Consider the following 15,530-nt stretch of genomic DNA (forward strand, 5'->3'; position numbering starts at 1 on the left):
GAACATAACAGGAACTCAAGCCCCAATCCGGTCGCTTCTGTGCTTGCGCGCATGGCCGACCGGTGCCACATCCCTGTCATGCGGGAGAAAGAACTAAGACTGGCGCTGATCTGTTACGGTGGGGTCAGTCTCGCAATTTATATGCACGGCGTAACGCGCGAGATCTGGCATCTCATCCGTGCCAGCCGTGCCTACCATGATGGTGACGATGATCTGGGCGGCAGCGAGAAAGTCTATCGCGACTTGCTGGCAAAAATCGAAGATGCTGCCGGAACAAAATTGCGTATTTTTACCGACATCATCGCTGGGTCCAGCGCTGGCGGAATCAACGGTGTGTTTTTGGCACAGGCCATTGTCACGGGGCAGTCGCTGGCACCGCTAACCGACCTTTGGCTGGAAAAGGCTGATGTCGAAGTCCTGCTCGATCCCGACGCACGCCCCTTCTCTCGCTTCTCAAAATTCTGGGCCATTCCGATTGCCTGGATGATCCTGCGCCGAAAAGGCGGTGCGATTGACCGTCTGGTCGCCGACGAAGCAAAAGAGGAAGTCGCCACCAAGCTGTCACGGTTTGTGCGCGCGCGATGGTTTGCGCCGCCATTTGGAGGTCGGGTCTTTTCAGGTCTTTTGCTCGACGCGTTCGACGCGATGGCGAAGGGCATGACCGGCAAGACCCTCTTGCCACAGCACCAGCCCCTGGACCTGTTCGTGACGGTCACCGACTTTGCCGGGCACGACCAGATCCTGATGCTCAATAGCCCGTCGATGGTCGTTGAATCGGAACATCGCATCACCATCAGCTTTTCGACCCGCGGACGCATAGGTACGGACATTGGTGCAATACCGGAACTGGTATTTGCCGCCCGGGCAACGGCCAGCTTTCCTGGCGCCTTTCCTCCCTTTTCCGCGCATGAGCTGGATGCCCAGATCACGGCGCGCAATCTGGTTTGGGAAGGTCGCGACAGCTTTTTGCAGCGGATATTGCCACAGCAATTCGCGGCGGGTGTTGCGGCCGATACGATGCTGATTGACGGCTCCGTGTTGGCGAACGCGCCCTTCAATCAGGCGATTGAAGCACTGCGAAACAGGCCCGCCCGGCGCGAAGTCGACCGCCGCTTCGTTTATATCGATCCAAAACCCGGTCGGCCAAGCTTTCGCTTCGGCAAGCGCGGCGGTTCGAACGCGAAAGACGGGATGCGCATGAAGCCCCCCGGCTTTTTCTCGACCATTTTCGGGGCCACGTCGAATATCCCCCGCGAACAACCCATCCGCGACAGTCTGGAAAAATTGGAGGGCCGCACCGAGCGCGTCGAACGTATGCGCCAGATCACTGACAGCTTGCGTCAGGAGGTCGAAAACACGATCGAGAAAATGCTCGGGAAAACATGGTTCCTTTCGCAACCAACCCCGCAGCGGCTGGAGAAATGGCGTGCGACGGCCAACCAGAAGGGCGCGTTGGCCGCCGGTTATAGCTATCCTGCGTACGGGCATCTCAAAATGGCGGGCGTCGTCGATGACATCATCGCCATCGCCCGGCGCGCCTATCCTGATGCGCCTTCCATGCATTATCGCAAGCTGCGCGCCGCTATTTGGGAGGAGATACGCCGCAGGGGACTGGAAGCTATGTCGGGCGACCAAGGCGTGGGCGCGACCAAGCAATCCATCGAGTTTTTCCGCGATCACGACATCCGATTTCGTATCCGTCGGTTACGCTTCCTTGCGCGCCGGTTGGCACATGAAATCGAGGCGGATTACGGGACCGAGGGCATTGGCACAAAGGCGATGCACGACAATATCTATGCCTGCCTGTCGCTGTTTCTGGAACGGGAGACATCGGAATATCTAGGCGATGATTTTGTGCAGTTGGTGCAGGACGGGATCGACGAACCTGGCTTGTTGATCGACGCGCTGGCCGATCGGCGTAAGCTTATTGAAACCGACCGCCTTGCCGACCGCATGCTGTGCGATGCTCTGCTGCAGATGCCCGACGAGAACCGCCGGATCATGCTGCTCGGCTATATCGGCTACCCGCTTTACGACATTGCCACATTGCCCCTGCTGCAAGGCGAAGGTCTGGATGAATTTGATCCTGTCAAAGTGGACCGCATCTCACCCGAAGATTGCAACGCCATCCGGACCGGAGGCGCTGCAAACGTCCTGAAAGGGATAGAGTTCAACAACTTCGGCGCATTTTTCAGCCGGACCTACCGGGAAAATGACTATCTGTGGGGCCGCCTGCATGGTGCGGAGCGTTTGATCGACATAACACTCTCGTCCCTGCCCCAATCCCTAACGCTACCAGACGCCGAGATTCGCAATTTCAAACGGGCCATGTTCGGCGCAATATTAGACGAGGAGTCACCTCGCCTGCACCGGATCCAGCCGTTAATCCGGTCGCTGCGTTCCGAAATCGAGGCGTTGGGCGGGACTGCGCCCTAGTTTTTCAGGTTGTTAAAAACGGTTTCAACAAAGCGGTCGGCCGTTATGAAGCCGTCGGCATTGATGCCAAAACCTTCAGTCGGTTTGCCCGCCTTAATCTGATCAAGCGTTTTGCCGGCCTTTATTCCCGCTTCCACTTTCGCGATGACGGTTGCGACCATGTTCCGGTGATTCTGCAAATCTGCCTTGGTGGCGACTGCGCCGTGACCTGGAATGATTTTGGTTTGGTCGTTTGCGATGGCCAGGGCCTTATCGGCGGCCGTTACAAATCCCCGAACGTCGCCACCACTTCCCACATCGACAAAGGGAAAGCTGATTTTGAACATGAAAAGATCACCCATGTGGATGACATTTGATTTGGTCCAGTGGATGAAAGAGTCGCCATCGGTGTGGGCCGCAGGGACATGAACCACACGCACTTCCTCACCATTCAAATGCAGCTTCAGTCCGTCGGAATAGGTGATGACGGGCAACGCAGCCTTTGGCGCAGGCGGAACGGTGTTTCCGGCGACCGTTGCCCCTGCCGCCATGCGAACACGGACATTGTCGTGCGCCATGATCACGGCCCCGGCTTTACCGAGATTCTCGTTTCCGCCGCTATGGTCGAAATGCCAATGCGTGTTGATCAGGAACTTGACGGGCTGCGCGCCCAGATCAGTGATGGCCTTCTGGATTTTCGGGGTTAGCGGCGCGAATTGATCATCAATCAATATGGTGCCATCTTCGCCATAGGAAACGCCGATATTGCCACCTGCACCGAACAAGACCGCCACACCGGGCGCCAGTTGTTCGGCCTTGATCTCGACCTTTGACATATCCTGCGCGTAAACCGCCGCTGGAGACAGCGCTGCAGCAGCGCACAGGATGGCCGAAAGCTTTTTCACGATACACTCTCCCAATGAAGTTGGGGGAAAGTTAGCGACCATGCGGAGCAAAAGCCAGCGCCGAGATGCCTTCGACACCCCGGAACGCAAACTCAGTCGGTCAATTCGTCCCAAATGCCCTTGAGCTTGTCAAAAAATCCCGCGGACTGCGGGCTTTCGGCGCCCGTTTCGGTTTCCCGGAACTCGCGCAGCAATTCCTTTTGCCGTGCGGTCAAGCGGGTCGGTGTTTCGACATCAATTTGGACCACCATGTCACCGCGACCCCGTCCCTGCAACACGGGCATGCCTGCCCCGCGCTGACGCAATTGCTTGCCGGACTGAATTCCTTCGGGAACAATGATGATATGCTCGGCCCCGTCCAATCCCGGAATGCGGATTTCGCCGCCTAGCGAGGCCGTCGTAAAGCTGATCGGGGCGCGGCAGAATAAAGTGGTTCCTTCGCGCTCGAATACTTTGTGCCGCGACATGTGGATAAAAATATACAGGTCACCTGCTGCCGCACCATTGGGGCCGGCTTCGCCGCGACCCGCCACGCGGATGCGTGTGCCCTCATCCACACCGGGCGGGATCGTGACCGAAATAGTCTTGCGTTCATCCACCCGGCCTTCGCCACGGCAAACCTTGCACGGATCTTCGATAACTTCGCCGCGCCCATGGCAGGTCGGGCATGTGCGTTCGACGACAAAAAAGCCCTGTTGTGCGCGCACTTTGCCATGCCCGCCGCACAGATTGCACCGCCGCTTGCCAGAACCGGGGGTCGCGCCGGACCCTTCACAGGTTCCACAGGCCGAAGCGACATCGATCGTGATTTCGGCTTCTTTGCCATGAAAGGCTTCGTCCAGCGAGATTTCGAGGTCATAGCGCAAGTCTGCGCCACGCGCAGGCCCACGTTGACGGCCGCCAAAGGCATCGCCGAAAAAGCTTTCGAAGATATCCGAAAAATCGCCAAAGCCAGCGCCACCTTGACCGCCGCCCATTCCGCCATTTTCAAATGCCGCTTTACCAAAGCGGTCATAAGCGGCGCGCTTTTGCGGGTCCTTCAGGACGTCATAGGCTTCGCTAATGGCTTTGAACTTGGCTTCGGACTTGTCACAGCCCGGATTGCGATCGGGATGGCATTCCATCGCCAAGCGGCGGTAGGACGTCTTCAGCGTCTTTTCATCCGCCGTCCGGTCAACCTGCAACAATTCATAATAATCAACATCGAGACTCATAGCTGATTAAACCCCCGGTCCCGACCGCCACCCGCGTTTCGAAAGGTGACGGCCGGAAGCTCCTTTAAAATCAGTCTTTTTTGTCGTCTTCGACTTCGGAGAACTCGGCATCGACCACATTTTCATCGGCCGGTGCATCTTCTGCAGCGTCACTTGTTGACGTGGCTGAAGCTTGCTGCTCCTCTTTGTAAATGGCTTCGCCAAGCTTCATGGCGATCTGGGCCAAGGCGGTTGCCTTTTCCTTCATCGCTTCGGCATCGCCGCTTTCGATGGCGGTCTTGGTCTCGGCCACGGCGGCTTCGATCTCGCTCTTCAGGCCGGCATCGATTTTGCTGCCATGCTCTTCAAGCTGCTTCTCGGTCGTGTGGACGAGGCTTTCCGCATTATTCTTGGCTTCGGCCGCTTCGCGACGCTTCTTGTCTTCTTCGGCAAAAGCTTCGGCATCACGAACCATCTGATCGATATCCGCATCGGACAAACCGCCCGAGGCCTGTATCTTGATCTGCTGTTCCTTGCCGGTGCCCTTGTCCTTCGCGGTAACACTTACAAGACCGTTGGCGTCGATGTCGAAGGTCACTTCGACCTGCGGAACGCCGCGTGGTGCGGGCGGGATGCCAACGAGGTCAAAATTGCCGAGCAACTTGTTGTCGGCCGCCATTTCACGCTCGCCCTGGAAGACGCGGATGGTCACCGCATTCTGATTGTCTTCCGCAGTCGAATAGACTTGGCTCTTCTTGGTCGGGATCGTTGTGTTACGGTCGATCATGCGGGTGAACACGCCGCCCAGCGTTTCGATACCCAGCGAAAGCGGGGTAACGTCGAGCAACAGCACGTCCTTCACGTCGCCTTGCAAAACGCCAGCCTGAATAGCAGCGCCCATGGCAACGACTTCATCAGGGTTCACGCCGGTGTGCGGTTCCTTGCCGAAGAAGCTCTTCACAACTTCGCGCACCTTGGGCATGCGGGTCATACCGCCAACCATCACAACTTCGTCAATCGCGTCGGCCTTGATCCCGGCGTCGGCAATGGCCTTCTTGCAAGGCTCCAGCGTGCGCTTGATCAGGTCGTCGACCAGCTTTTCAAGGTCGGCACGGGTGATGGTTTTCACCAAGTGCTTCGGACCATTCTGGTCAGCGGTAATGAACGGCAGGTTCACTTCAGTCGTCTGGGTCGAAGACAGCTCGATCTTCGCCTTTTCAGCCGATTCCTTCAAACGCTGCAGCGCCAACTTGTCCTTGGTAAGATCAATGCCTTCGGCCTTCTGGAAATCAGCCGCGAGGAATTCGACGAGCTTGCTGTCGAAATCTTCACCGCCCAGGAAGGTGTCGCCGTTGGTCGACTTCACTTCGAAAACGCCGTCGCCGACTTCGAGGATCGAAATGTCGAACGTGCCACCACCAAGGTCATAAACCGCGATGGTCTTGTTTTCGTCCTTGTCGAGGCCGTAGGCCAATGCAGCGGCGGTCGGCTCGTTGATGATGCGCAGCACTTCAAGGCCGGCAATCTGGCCAGCATCCTTGGTTGCCTGACGCTGGGCGTCGTTGAAATAGGCAGGGACCGTGATAACGGCCTGCGTCACGGTTTCGCCCAGATAAGCTTCCGCAGTTTCCTTCATCTTTTGCAGGATGAACGCCGAAATCTGCGAAGGCGAATAATCATCGCCGCCTGCCTTGACCCATGCGTCGCCATTCTTGCCCTTGACGATGCTGTAAGGAACCAGTTCGGTATCTTTCTTGGTGATTGGGTCGTCAAAACGACGGCCAATCAGACGCTTCACTGCGAAAACAGTGCTTTCCGGATTGGTTACGGCCTGACGCTTGGCAGGCTGCCCGATCAGACGCTCGCCATCCTTGGCGAAGGCAACAATCGACGGTGTGGTGCGCGCACCTTCTGCATTCTCAATGACCTTGGGCTTGCCACCGTCCATAACCGCAACGCAGCTGTTTGTCGTGCCCAAGTCGATACCAATAACTTTAGCCATAAAAACTTACCCCGAAATTCTATATTGAACTATAAACCGGACTTTTCCGTAAGGGCCCCATCAGGCACCCTTATTGTCGGAAAATTGTCCTTGCTGCGGCGATATAGGTGCCAATTCGCTTGGCACAAGGCTTGGGGGCACCTAGATAAGCAAAAAGCGATGTATCGCCCCAGTTTTGGACAATTTTTAAAGGACGCACATGAGGTCGCACATGAACAAGCCGGTTTTAGCCCTATTCGGCGCTGCCACAGCGCTTTTTCTGACTTCCTGCGGCCCGACACCCCAATTGAAAGTGAAGGAAGCCGTGCTGACACTGTCGCCTGTCGACAGCAATCCGTCCTCCTACCATTTTAACGTCTATGGCGGCCCGACGGACGTGTATTTGCTGCGTGTCAGCTCGCCTTCCGCCATTCGCACCGAGATGCACGATGTAGGGGTTGACCCCAAAACCGGCGCCGTGACCATGAAGCCGATGAACCGGGTCCTTATCCCTTCTGGTGAAAAGATCGAGTTCAAAAAAGGTGGCAAACACGTCATGATGTGGGGCGTAAACCTGATCCCGCGCCGCCTTGGCGAGATTGAGACCGAATTCCTTTTTTCGAATAATGAACGCATCCTGGTAAAGGCGCGCGTTCAGGAAATGGACGGCACAGACCCGGACGAGAAAAAGGCGCTTAACTAAACGGATGTTCGGTCCGCATAAATCCGGCCGTCCCCTGACAGTGCGCGAACGTGCACTGGCGAAATCCGTATTTGGCGATGCGCTGGATTATGACAAAATCCGTATCCACAACCGCAAATGGTGGTGGTTTCAACCCTCGCGTGTGACGATGGCCCCCGACGGGCACCTTTGGTTCCATCCGAAAAACCAAATGTTTTGCGACGATTTTTGCGACCGCGATCTGGGCTTACAAGGGCTGTTCATCCATGAGCTTGTCCATGTCTGGCAGCATCAACAGGGTGTGTTCCTACCCCTTCGCCGCCATCCCTTTTCCCGATATGATTACAGCCTGAAACCGGGATGGACGTTAGAGCGATACGGGATTGAGCAGCAGGCCGAGATCGTGCGCCACATATTCCTGCTGCGCAACGGAGCAAAGGTGGCAGGTGCGCCGCCGCTTTCCCAATATGATGGAATTCTACCCTTTTAAGGGCAACAGTCCGAGCCGTTCGCGCATCAACCAGCGGGTCAGCACGAGCGCTGCGACAATGCCGAGACCGACCGCAAGCCCGATCCAGATCCCAGCGCCATCCCAGCCGCGGTAAAAGGCGAGCCAGCAGCCAAAGCCAATGCCGATCACCCAATAGCCGAGTGCCGCAAACAGCATGGGCCAGGTCGTATCCTGCAGCCCGCGCAACATCCCGGTGCCGACCACTTGCGCACCGTCGACAATCTGGAAAACAGCCGCGACCAACAGGAATGAAACCGCAAGGTTCAGCACCTCCACATTTCCCTTTAGCTCAGGATCGAGGAAAAATCCGGCGAGTGTTGCGGGAAAAAGCCAGATGATCAGCGCCATTGCCGACATGAAACCGACGCCCAAAATATAGGCCGTCCAGCCCGCGCGTCGGATCGCGTCCTTGTCTAGGCGACCAAAGCCCAGCCCGACCCGAACGGTCGCCGCCTGCCCCAGCCCCATCGGGACCATAAAGGTCATCGAAGCAATCTGGATCGCAACCGCATGCGCCGCGACCGAACTGGTACCGATATAGCCCATCAGGAACACCGCTGCGGCAAATACCATGGCCTCAAACCCCATATGCAGTCCGATTGGAAAACCGAGCCGCCAGATGGTGAAAAAGCGGGTCCAGTCGGCACGCCACCAGCGGCCGAACAGATGGTAGCGGCGGAATTTCGGGTGGCGCATGACGACGGCGGCTAGGAAGATGAACTGGAAAAGCGCGGTCAGCGAGCTGCCAATACCCGCGCCAACAAGCTCCAGTCGTGGCAGGCCGAAATGGCCAAAAATCAGCCCGTAATTGATGACGGCATTGACGATCACCGCGGCGATTCCGGCGGCCATCGCCCAATTGGGCCGTTCGAGCGCCGCCATGAACGACCGAAGCACAACCACACCGAGCGTGGGCAGGATCATCCATTGGAGGGCCCGCACAAAAAGCCCCGTGTCCTCCGCAAGGCGCACCGGTTGCCCCGCCCAGATCAGGAAGGGACCTGTAAACCAGAGAATGAGCCAGAGCGGTATACACACCGCGACCGAAGCCCAGAACGCCTGCCGCACCGTGCGGCGGACATCGCGCACCGAATGGGCCTTGCGCCCGATCTCTGCCGCCATCAGGGGCGAGGCCGCTGTGATCACGCCAATGCCGAACAGCAGCACCGCAATCACAATGCCCGACCCTAGAGCCGAAGCCGCCAACGCGTCCGGACTGAGCCGCGCCAGAAGGAAAACATCGGTCGAGTTGATCAGGACCATGGTCACATTGGTCAGCACCAACGGCCACGCCAACGCCAAGGTCGCCCGAAACTCTTCGCGCCACGGGGACGGGAGGTTAGGAGAGGTTGCGTGGGTGGTCATGGGACGGGCCGGATAGCGGAATGGGGGCCTTGCGGCTAGCAAAACTAGACAGCAGATTAACTTAGCGTTGAGACCTTTCAATTAGCCCGTCTCAAATGACTGCCGCTAAAAAAACCAAGCCTTCTGAACGTCCGGAAAATGCAGCACGCCCATGCCTAACGGAGATGCCTTATCGCGCAGTGGTTTTTGCTGAACTTAATCAGCACAATGTTCCTCTCTATTTTGTAGGAGGATCAAGCGCTCCAAAATGCAAGGCAGAAAAAGCGCTAAAGGTCGCTTTTGGTATTCACGGTGGAAGTTGCTTCTATTGCAAAAAAGCCATTTTGGAAGCTGACTTGTCCATCGACCATGTGGAACCGACGTCCAATGAAGGCGGCAAAGCAATCCAAAATTTGCTGATTGCCCATCGTAAATGCAATCAGAAAAAGGCGGCATTGCCGATTGAGGCTTTTCATCCGGATGCTGGCAAAGAATGGCTGACCGCTCTTCTTGCGCAAGTGGAAGATCGATTAAAACGGATCGATACCTCTAAATGACAATCACGTCCCTGTGACGTATGGTTATTTGACGGACGCGCAAGTCGTCGAAAGGCGACGCATAGTCTAACCTTTCAAACGAGCAACCCTCAATCCGGCTTCTTCGCCACCCCGACCAAAGCAGGCCGCAACAGCCGGTCCTTGATCATATAACCCGCCTGCATTTCGGTTATGATCGTGCCCGGCTCGCTTTCCGCATTCGGGATTTCGACCATCGCCTGGTGGAGATTGGGATCAAGCGGCAGGCCCATGGCGGCGATGCGCGTGATGCCGTTCTTGGCGAAGACGCTTTCCAGTTCGCGGCCGGTTGCTTCCAATCCGGTGACCAGCGGCTTCATCTTTTCATCTTCGCGCAATTCTGCAGGGATCGCATCCAGCGCACGGGTCAGATTGTCGGAAACCGAGAGAATATCGCGCGCAAAATTAGTCGCGGCATAGGCCCGCGCATCGGCGGCTTCCTTTTCCATACGGCGGCGGACATTTTGCGTGTCGGCCTGCGCATAGAGCACGTCCTGCTTGGCAGCGGCTAGTTGTTCTTCGAGCATCGCGATGCGTTCGGCATCGGCGTTCGCGGCGGGCTCATCCCCGCCTTCGCGCAAATGTTCGGGAACGCCTTCCATTTCCTTTTCGGCGGCGCTGTCGGCTGCTTCGTTTTTCTTATCTGTCATAACCTGCATTAACCTGTTCGTTGAGCGGCGGACAAAGCCGCGTCTTGCGATGCGCATATAGGTAGTTGGCGGGAATCATCAAGCACCCCAATAGTTTCGGTGCGTCAGAATTTTACTTCATGAGCCGGCTAAGCGCCTGGGCGGTAAAATCGACCATCGGGACAATGCGCGCATAATTGAGACGGGTAGGCCCAATGACCCCGACCACGCCGACCACCTTGCCGCCCGCTTCGCGATAGGGCGCCGCGATGACCGAGGACCCCGAAAGCGAGAAAAGATTATTCTCCGATCCGATGAAAATCCGTGTCGATTGCGCCTCGCGGGCGCTGTCGACCAGTCGGGCAATCTCTTCCTTGCTTTCCAGTTCGTCCAGCAATTGCCGGACCCGGTCGAGATCGGCCGCCGCCGCCTCGTCGATCAGGTTCGATTGCCCCCGGACTATCAGGACGGGGCGGTCATTGGCGTCGAGTGACCAGACCACCAATCCGGCGCGCACCAGCTTTTCGCTGGCATTGTCCAGTTCGGCTTTTTCGGCACGGATCTCACTGTCGAGGCGGGACAGTGCTTCGGAGAGCGTAAGTCCCGATAGCCGCGCCGAAATATAATTGGATGCTTCGACCAATGCGCTGTCGCTGACCGCGGGGTCGATGGAGACCACCCGATTTTCGACGCTATTGTCCGTGCCAACCATGATCGCCAGCACTTGTGTCGCTGACAATCGGGCGAAACTAAAAGCTTTCAACACGGCATCGCGTTTGGGCACCAGCACTACGCCTGCGCATGCGGACAATCCAGACAGAGCAGATGTTGCCGCTGCCAGCGCCTCTTCGATCGGGCCATCCCCGGTTATCTGGGATTCGATGGCGCGGCGTTCTTCAGCGGACGGTTCAGCCGCTTGCATCATACCGTCCACGAACAGCCGCAGTCCGGTTTCGGTCGGCATACGGCCAGCGCTTGTATGCGGTGCAGCGAGCAGACCCGCCTCTTCCAGATCCTGCATGACGTTCCGGATCGATGCCGGCGACAGGTTAAGTCCGGCAAATTTCGAAATGGTCCGCGACCCCACGGGCGTGCCGCTATCTAGATAGCTTTCCACCACCATCCGGAAAATGGTGCGTGTACGGTCGTTCAGTTCATTGATCGGTGTCTGGCTCACAACCATAGATGTAGCGCAGCACGCTTGCAAAGCAAGCGGGGGAGGCTATGGCGGCCCTCAACCCGTTATCAGGAGATTATCATGCGTCCATCTGGCCGTGCGCCCGACGAAATGCGTCCCATTTCAATCGAAACCCATTTTACCAAGCATGCCGAAGGTAGCTGCCTTATCGGATTCGGCGATACCCGCGTTCTGGTGACCGCCAGTGTCGAAGACCGCCTTCCGCCATGGTTGCGCGGCAAGGGTGAAGGTTGGGTGACGGCGGAATATTCCATGCTGCCCCGCGCCACCCACACCCGTGGTCAGCGTGAAGCGGCAAAGGGCAAGCAATCCGGCCGGACACAGGAAATCCAGCGCCTTATCGGACGGTCCTTGCGTGCAGTTGTCGACCTCAAGAAGCTGGGCGAGCATCAGATCACGCTCGACTGCGATGTGCTGCAGGCCGATGGCGGCACGCGCACAGCGGCGATTTCCGGTGCTTGGGTGGCTTTGCGGCTGGCGGTTGATGGCTTGCTGGCGTCGGGAGCAATCAAGGAAGACCCGATCAACAGCCGCGTCGCGGCGATCAGCTGTGGCATCTACAACGGCACACCCGTCCTCGACCTCGACTATATCGAAGATTCGAGCGCGGATGCCGATGCCAATTTCGTGCTGATCGAAGGCGGCCAGATTGCCGAGGTTCAAGCAACCGCCGAAGGCGCGACTTATGACGAAGAGAGCCTCCTTCGTCTGCTTCGTCTAGCGCGTATGGGCACCGACCGGATATTCGCGGTGCAGGCAGACGCGGTGAAGTAAAAGCATGACGCACCGCAAACTCCTGCCCGGAAAGCTGGTTATCGCCAGCCACAATGCAGGCAAGGTGCGGGAGATCCGCGCCCTGCTTGCCCCTTTCGGCATCGAACCGGTTTCGGCGGGCGAACTTGGCTTGCCCGAGCCGGAAGAAACAGGCACGACCTTTGCCGAGAACGCGCTGTTAAAGGCCCATGCCTCGGCCCAGGGATCAGGCTTGCCTGCCTTGGCCGATGACAGTGGTCTTTGCGTGGCAGCGCTGTCTGGTGCGCCGGGTGTATATACCGCGGATTGGGCGGAGAAGCAGGGCTTTGAAGGTGGTCCCGGGCGCGACTGGTACATGGCGATGGGCAAGGTTGAGGGTAAGCTGGCCGAACAGGGACCGGATACCGACCGGAGCGCCTATTTCATCTGCACCTTCGCGCTTGTCTGGCCGGATGGTCATGAAGAGGTGTTCGAAGGACGCGTGCAAGGCAGCCTGACATGGCCGCCGCGCGGTACATTGGGCTTTGGCTATGATCCGGTGTTCGTGCCGTCAGGCCGGACAGAAACCTTTGCCGAACTTGATCCGGCGGAAAAGCATGCGATGAGCCATCGGGCCGATGCCTTTCGCAAACTGGTAGAGGCGGTCTTTTGAGCGAACCCCTCGCCCTCTATATCCACTGGCCTTTTTGCGTTTCCAAATGCCCCTATTGCGATTTTAACAGCCATGTCCGCGAAAGCATCGATCAAGACGCATGGCGAACCGCTCTGTTGAAGGATATGGCGCATGAAGCCGGGCTGACTAAGGGTCGTCCGCTCACCTCCATTTTCTTCGGCGGCGGTACGCCATCATTGATGCCGCCTGCTACCGTGTCAGCTTTGATCGACGCTGCACAGGCGCATTGGAGCTTTGCCGACGATATAGAAATAACGCTTGAGGCCAATCCCTCCTCGGTTGAAGCGGCCCGCTTCGCCGACCTTGCGCAAGCCGGAGTGAACCGGGTGTCGCTGGGGCTTCAATCACTCGACGACGCCGCGCTCGCTTTTCTGGGGCGCGCGCATAGCGTTGCCGAAAGCCTCGATGCCCTCTCGATAGCGCAGCAGCACTTCGCGCGCGTCAATATCGACCTGATCTACGCCCGCCCCGACCAGACGGGCGAACAGTGGGAGGCCGAATTACGCCAGGCCCTGTCCTTTGGCACTGACCATATGTCGCTCTACCAATTGACCATTGAGCCCGGCACCCGGTTTGAAACAATGGTTCGTACCGGTCAATTTGTGGCGGCCGACAATGACGAAGCAGCGACGCTTTATGACATGACGCAATCCTTAACGGCGGCGGCTGGATTGCCGGTTTACGAGATCAGCAACCATGCCCGGCCCGGTTCGGAAAGCCGCCATAATCTCAGCTACTGGCGCTATGACGACTATATCGGCATTGGTCCGGGTGCACATGGAAGGCGCCTGAACAACGCAACCCAACGCCATAAAAAACCAGAGAATTTCATCTCTGCGATAGACCGCAACGGACATGCCCTTGCAAGCGAGGAAGCGCTCGACCCCGAATCGCGCGCGACCGAAGCTTTGCTGATGGGCTTGCGTCTTTCGGAGGGGATTTGCGTCGATCGACTCTCCCAAAAAACGGGCATGGCCCCTGAATCGCTGCTCGATACGGAAGCGGTCGACCGCATCGCAAAGCTGGGACTGATCCATCGCGCAGGCAGTCGCGTCATCGTAACGACGCAGGGCATGCCCCTACTCGATGCGATCCTGCCGGAAATAGTAGCGGTTGAGGCAAGCGCGCCTGCCTGATAAGGTTTACCGCGATGGCATCCCTGCTCGCCGAATATCACGCTTTTTTGACCGACAACCGCCATATGTCGCCACATAGCGTGCGCGCGTATCAGGCCACGGCAGAACGTTTAAGCGGGTTTCTGGAACGGCATTGGGGCGGGGCCGTGGACCGCACCGGGCTCGTCAGAATCAGCGCAGGCGATTTACGCGCCTTTCTTGCGGACCGCCGCGTCGATGGATTGACCAACCGTTCGACCGCGCGTGAACTGTCGGCGGTCCGTCATTTTCTGCGCTTTGCTTTGGGTGAAGATGCCCATCTACCAGCGTTGAAGGGGCCACGTGTGCAGCGCAGCCTGCCTCGCCCAGTTAACCCGGAAGATGTCGTCGCTCTTGCCGAAGATGCCGCGAGTACAGCGCGCGAAGGATGGGTCGGCGCACGTGATTGGGCCATCTTGTTGCTGCTTTACGGAAGCGGACTGCGGGTCAGTGAGGCGACAGGACTAATGGGCGACATACTGCCCTTGGGATCCACTTTGCGGGTTACCGGAAAGCGCAACAAGACACGAATTGTCCCTTTGTTGGAAGCGGTTAAAGCCGCAATTGAAGACTATATCGAGCTATGCCCCTACCCTATGATGCGCGATGAGCCATTGTTCCGCGGATCACGTGGCGGTGCATTATCGCCCGCCTTGGTCCGCCGTGCGGTTCAGGGCGCGCGCGGCCGATTGGGCCTGTCTGAACGGACCACCCCACACGCATTGCGCCACAGCTTTGCGACGCATCTACTGGCAGGCGGCGCGGATTTGCGGAGCCTGCAGGAATTGTTGGGGCACGCCAGCCTGTCGTCGACGCAAGTCTATACAGCGGTGGATACGGCGATGTTGCTCGACGAATATTTCAACGCGCATCCCCGCGCGTCGGGTTAGAAACAGGACTAGCCCAAACCGACCTTCGCCTATTCGGGTTTCCAGCGAATAAGCCGCCAGACATAGCCGATCACGATAAGCACGATAACCGCCGTCGACAGAGGCCCCAATATCTTTTCGACATCTTCAAATTGGGAACCGAGCGCATAGCCGGCCCCGGCAAGTGCGGCGCTCCAGCCCGCGGTACCGATGGTGGAGAACAGGAGAAACCGGCGATGGGACATTCCGAAAATTCCCGCGGGTATCGAGATTAGTGAACGCAAGGTGGGTAACATTCGGGCGATCAGGACGATGATCGAGCCATGCTTGCGAAACAGTTCCTGACCCCGTTCAATCTCTTTCCAGTTCAGCGTCAGCCAGCGGCCATAGCGGTCGGCAAAGCGGTGCAGTCTGTCGGAGCCGAATTTGATCGCCAGCCAGAACCAGAGATAATTGCCCAGCATGGCGCCTGCCGTTCCAGCACCCACGACCCCTGCAAAGGTCATGTTCCCGCGCGACGCAGAAACGCCGGCCACAGTCATGATCACTTCCGACGGCACAGGCGGAAATACGGTTTCCAGAAACATGAGAAGGGCAACGCCCCAATAGCCGCCTTGATCGACGAGCCGGATAATCCAGTCATCCATT

The 15,530-nt window shown here is 57.8% G+C and carries 15 protein-coding genes; 8 read left to right on the forward strand and 7 right to left on the reverse strand.

Annotation, left to right across the window (positions count from 1 at the left end; translation table 11 throughout):
* The first annotated feature begins 78 nt into the window (after positions 1–78).
* Entirely contained in the window at positions 79–2,436 is a 2,358-nt protein-coding gene (locus EUU25_RS07710) for a patatin-like protein (RefSeq protein ID WP_158903213.1), read from the forward strand.
* On the opposite strand, the gene EUU25_RS07715 is transcribed toward EUU25_RS07710, so the two are convergent.
* The 3 genes from EUU25_RS07715 to dnaK all read right to left on the reverse strand — a co-directional run bounded on the left by EUU25_RS07715 (position 2,433) and on the right by dnaK (position 6,515).
* On the reverse strand, positions 2,433–3,320 hold the full coding sequence (locus EUU25_RS07715; RefSeq protein ID WP_246162958.1) for an MBL fold metallo-hydrolase: 888 nt from the start codon (positions 3,318–3,320) through the stop codon (positions 2,433–2,435). The genes EUU25_RS07710 and EUU25_RS07715 overlap by 4 nt on opposite strands.
* Positions 3,321–3,412: 92 nt before the next feature.
* Positions 3,413–4,534, reverse strand: coding sequence for a molecular chaperone DnaJ (gene dnaJ, locus EUU25_RS07720; RefSeq protein WP_158899810.1), 1,122 nt, complete (start codon positions 4,532–4,534; stop codon positions 3,413–3,415).
* Between the two features lie 70 nt (positions 4,535–4,604).
* Positions 4,605–6,515, reverse strand: coding sequence for a molecular chaperone DnaK (gene dnaK / locus EUU25_RS07725; RefSeq protein WP_158899812.1), 1,911 nt, complete (start codon positions 6,513–6,515; stop codon positions 4,605–4,607).
* Between the two features lie 211 nt (positions 6,516–6,726).
* Here dnaK and EUU25_RS07730 point away from each other — a divergent pair, with 211 nt between their 5' ends.
* On the forward strand, positions 6,727–7,197 hold the full coding sequence (locus tag EUU25_RS07730) for a copper chaperone PCu(A)C (protein ID WP_158899814.1): 471 nt from the start codon (positions 6,727–6,729) through the stop codon (positions 7,195–7,197).
* A 4-nt stretch (positions 7,198–7,201) separates the two neighbouring features.
* The gene (locus EUU25_RS07735; protein ID WP_158899816.1) at positions 7,202–7,666 is read left to right on the forward strand and encodes a vgr related protein; all 465 of its coding nucleotides are present in this window, start codon (positions 7,202–7,204) and stop codon (positions 7,664–7,666) included.
* Here EUU25_RS07735 and EUU25_RS07740 read toward each other — a convergent pair.
* Positions 7,655–9,052: an MATE family efflux transporter gene (locus tag EUU25_RS07740; protein WP_158899818.1), complete on the reverse strand. Its 1,398-nt coding sequence runs from the start codon at positions 9,050–9,052 to the stop codon at positions 7,655–7,657. The genes EUU25_RS07735 and EUU25_RS07740 overlap by 12 nt on opposite strands.
* 95 nt (positions 9,053–9,147) lie before the next feature.
* On the opposite strand from EUU25_RS07740, the gene EUU25_RS07745 reads away from it, so the two are divergent.
* A complete protein-coding gene (locus EUU25_RS07745) occupies positions 9,148–9,588 on the forward strand; it encodes an HNH endonuclease (RefSeq protein ID WP_158899820.1) in 441 nt (146 codons plus the stop codon).
* 89 nt (positions 9,589–9,677) lie between these two features.
* Here EUU25_RS07745 and grpE read toward each other — a convergent pair whose 3' ends face one another.
* Entirely contained in the window at positions 9,678–10,256 is a 579-nt protein-coding gene (gene grpE, locus EUU25_RS07750; RefSeq protein ID WP_158899822.1) for a nucleotide exchange factor GrpE, read from the reverse strand.
* Between the two features lie 112 nt (positions 10,257–10,368).
* Positions 10,369–11,412 (reverse strand): heat-inducible transcriptional repressor HrcA, encoded by a 1,044-nt coding sequence (hrcA, locus tag EUU25_RS07755; protein WP_158903217.1) that lies wholly within the window; start codon positions 11,410–11,412, stop codon positions 10,369–10,371.
* Positions 11,413–11,493: 81 nt separating this feature from the next.
* On the opposite strand from hrcA, the gene rph reads away from it, so the two are divergent.
* From rph to EUU25_RS07775, 4 genes are read left to right on the forward strand one after another with little or no spacing between them, the layout of a single operon-like run.
* Positions 11,494–12,207 (forward strand): ribonuclease PH, encoded by a 714-nt coding sequence (gene rph, locus EUU25_RS07760; RefSeq protein ID WP_158899824.1) that lies wholly within the window; start codon positions 11,494–11,496, stop codon positions 12,205–12,207.
* Positions 12,208–12,211: 4 nt separating this feature from the next.
* Entirely contained in the window at positions 12,212–12,838 is a 627-nt protein-coding gene (gene rdgB, locus EUU25_RS07765; RefSeq protein WP_158899826.1) for an RdgB/HAM1 family non-canonical purine NTP pyrophosphatase, read from the forward strand.
* Positions 12,835–13,995, forward strand: coding sequence for a radical SAM family heme chaperone HemW (gene hemW, locus EUU25_RS07770; protein WP_158899828.1), 1,161 nt, complete (start codon positions 12,835–12,837; stop codon positions 13,993–13,995). The genes rdgB and hemW overlap by 4 nt, the downstream gene beginning before the upstream one ends.
* A 14-nt stretch (positions 13,996–14,009) precedes the next feature.
* On the forward strand, positions 14,010–14,903 hold the full coding sequence (locus EUU25_RS07775; protein ID WP_158899830.1) for a tyrosine recombinase XerC: 894 nt from the start codon (positions 14,010–14,012) through the stop codon (positions 14,901–14,903).
* Positions 14,904–14,932: 29 nt separating this feature from the next.
* Here the strand turns inward: EUU25_RS07775 and EUU25_RS07780 are convergent, their stop codons facing one another.
* The gene (locus EUU25_RS07780) at positions 14,933–15,529 is read right to left on the reverse strand and encodes a DedA family protein (protein WP_158899832.1); all 597 of its coding nucleotides are present in this window, start codon (positions 15,527–15,529) and stop codon (positions 14,933–14,935) included.
* Position 15,530: the final 1 nt, after the last annotated feature.

It is taken from the genome of Sphingorhabdus lacus (assembly GCF_009768975.1).
Lineage (GTDB): Bacteria > Pseudomonadota > Alphaproteobacteria > Sphingomonadales > Sphingomonadaceae > Sphingorhabdus_B > Sphingorhabdus_B lacus.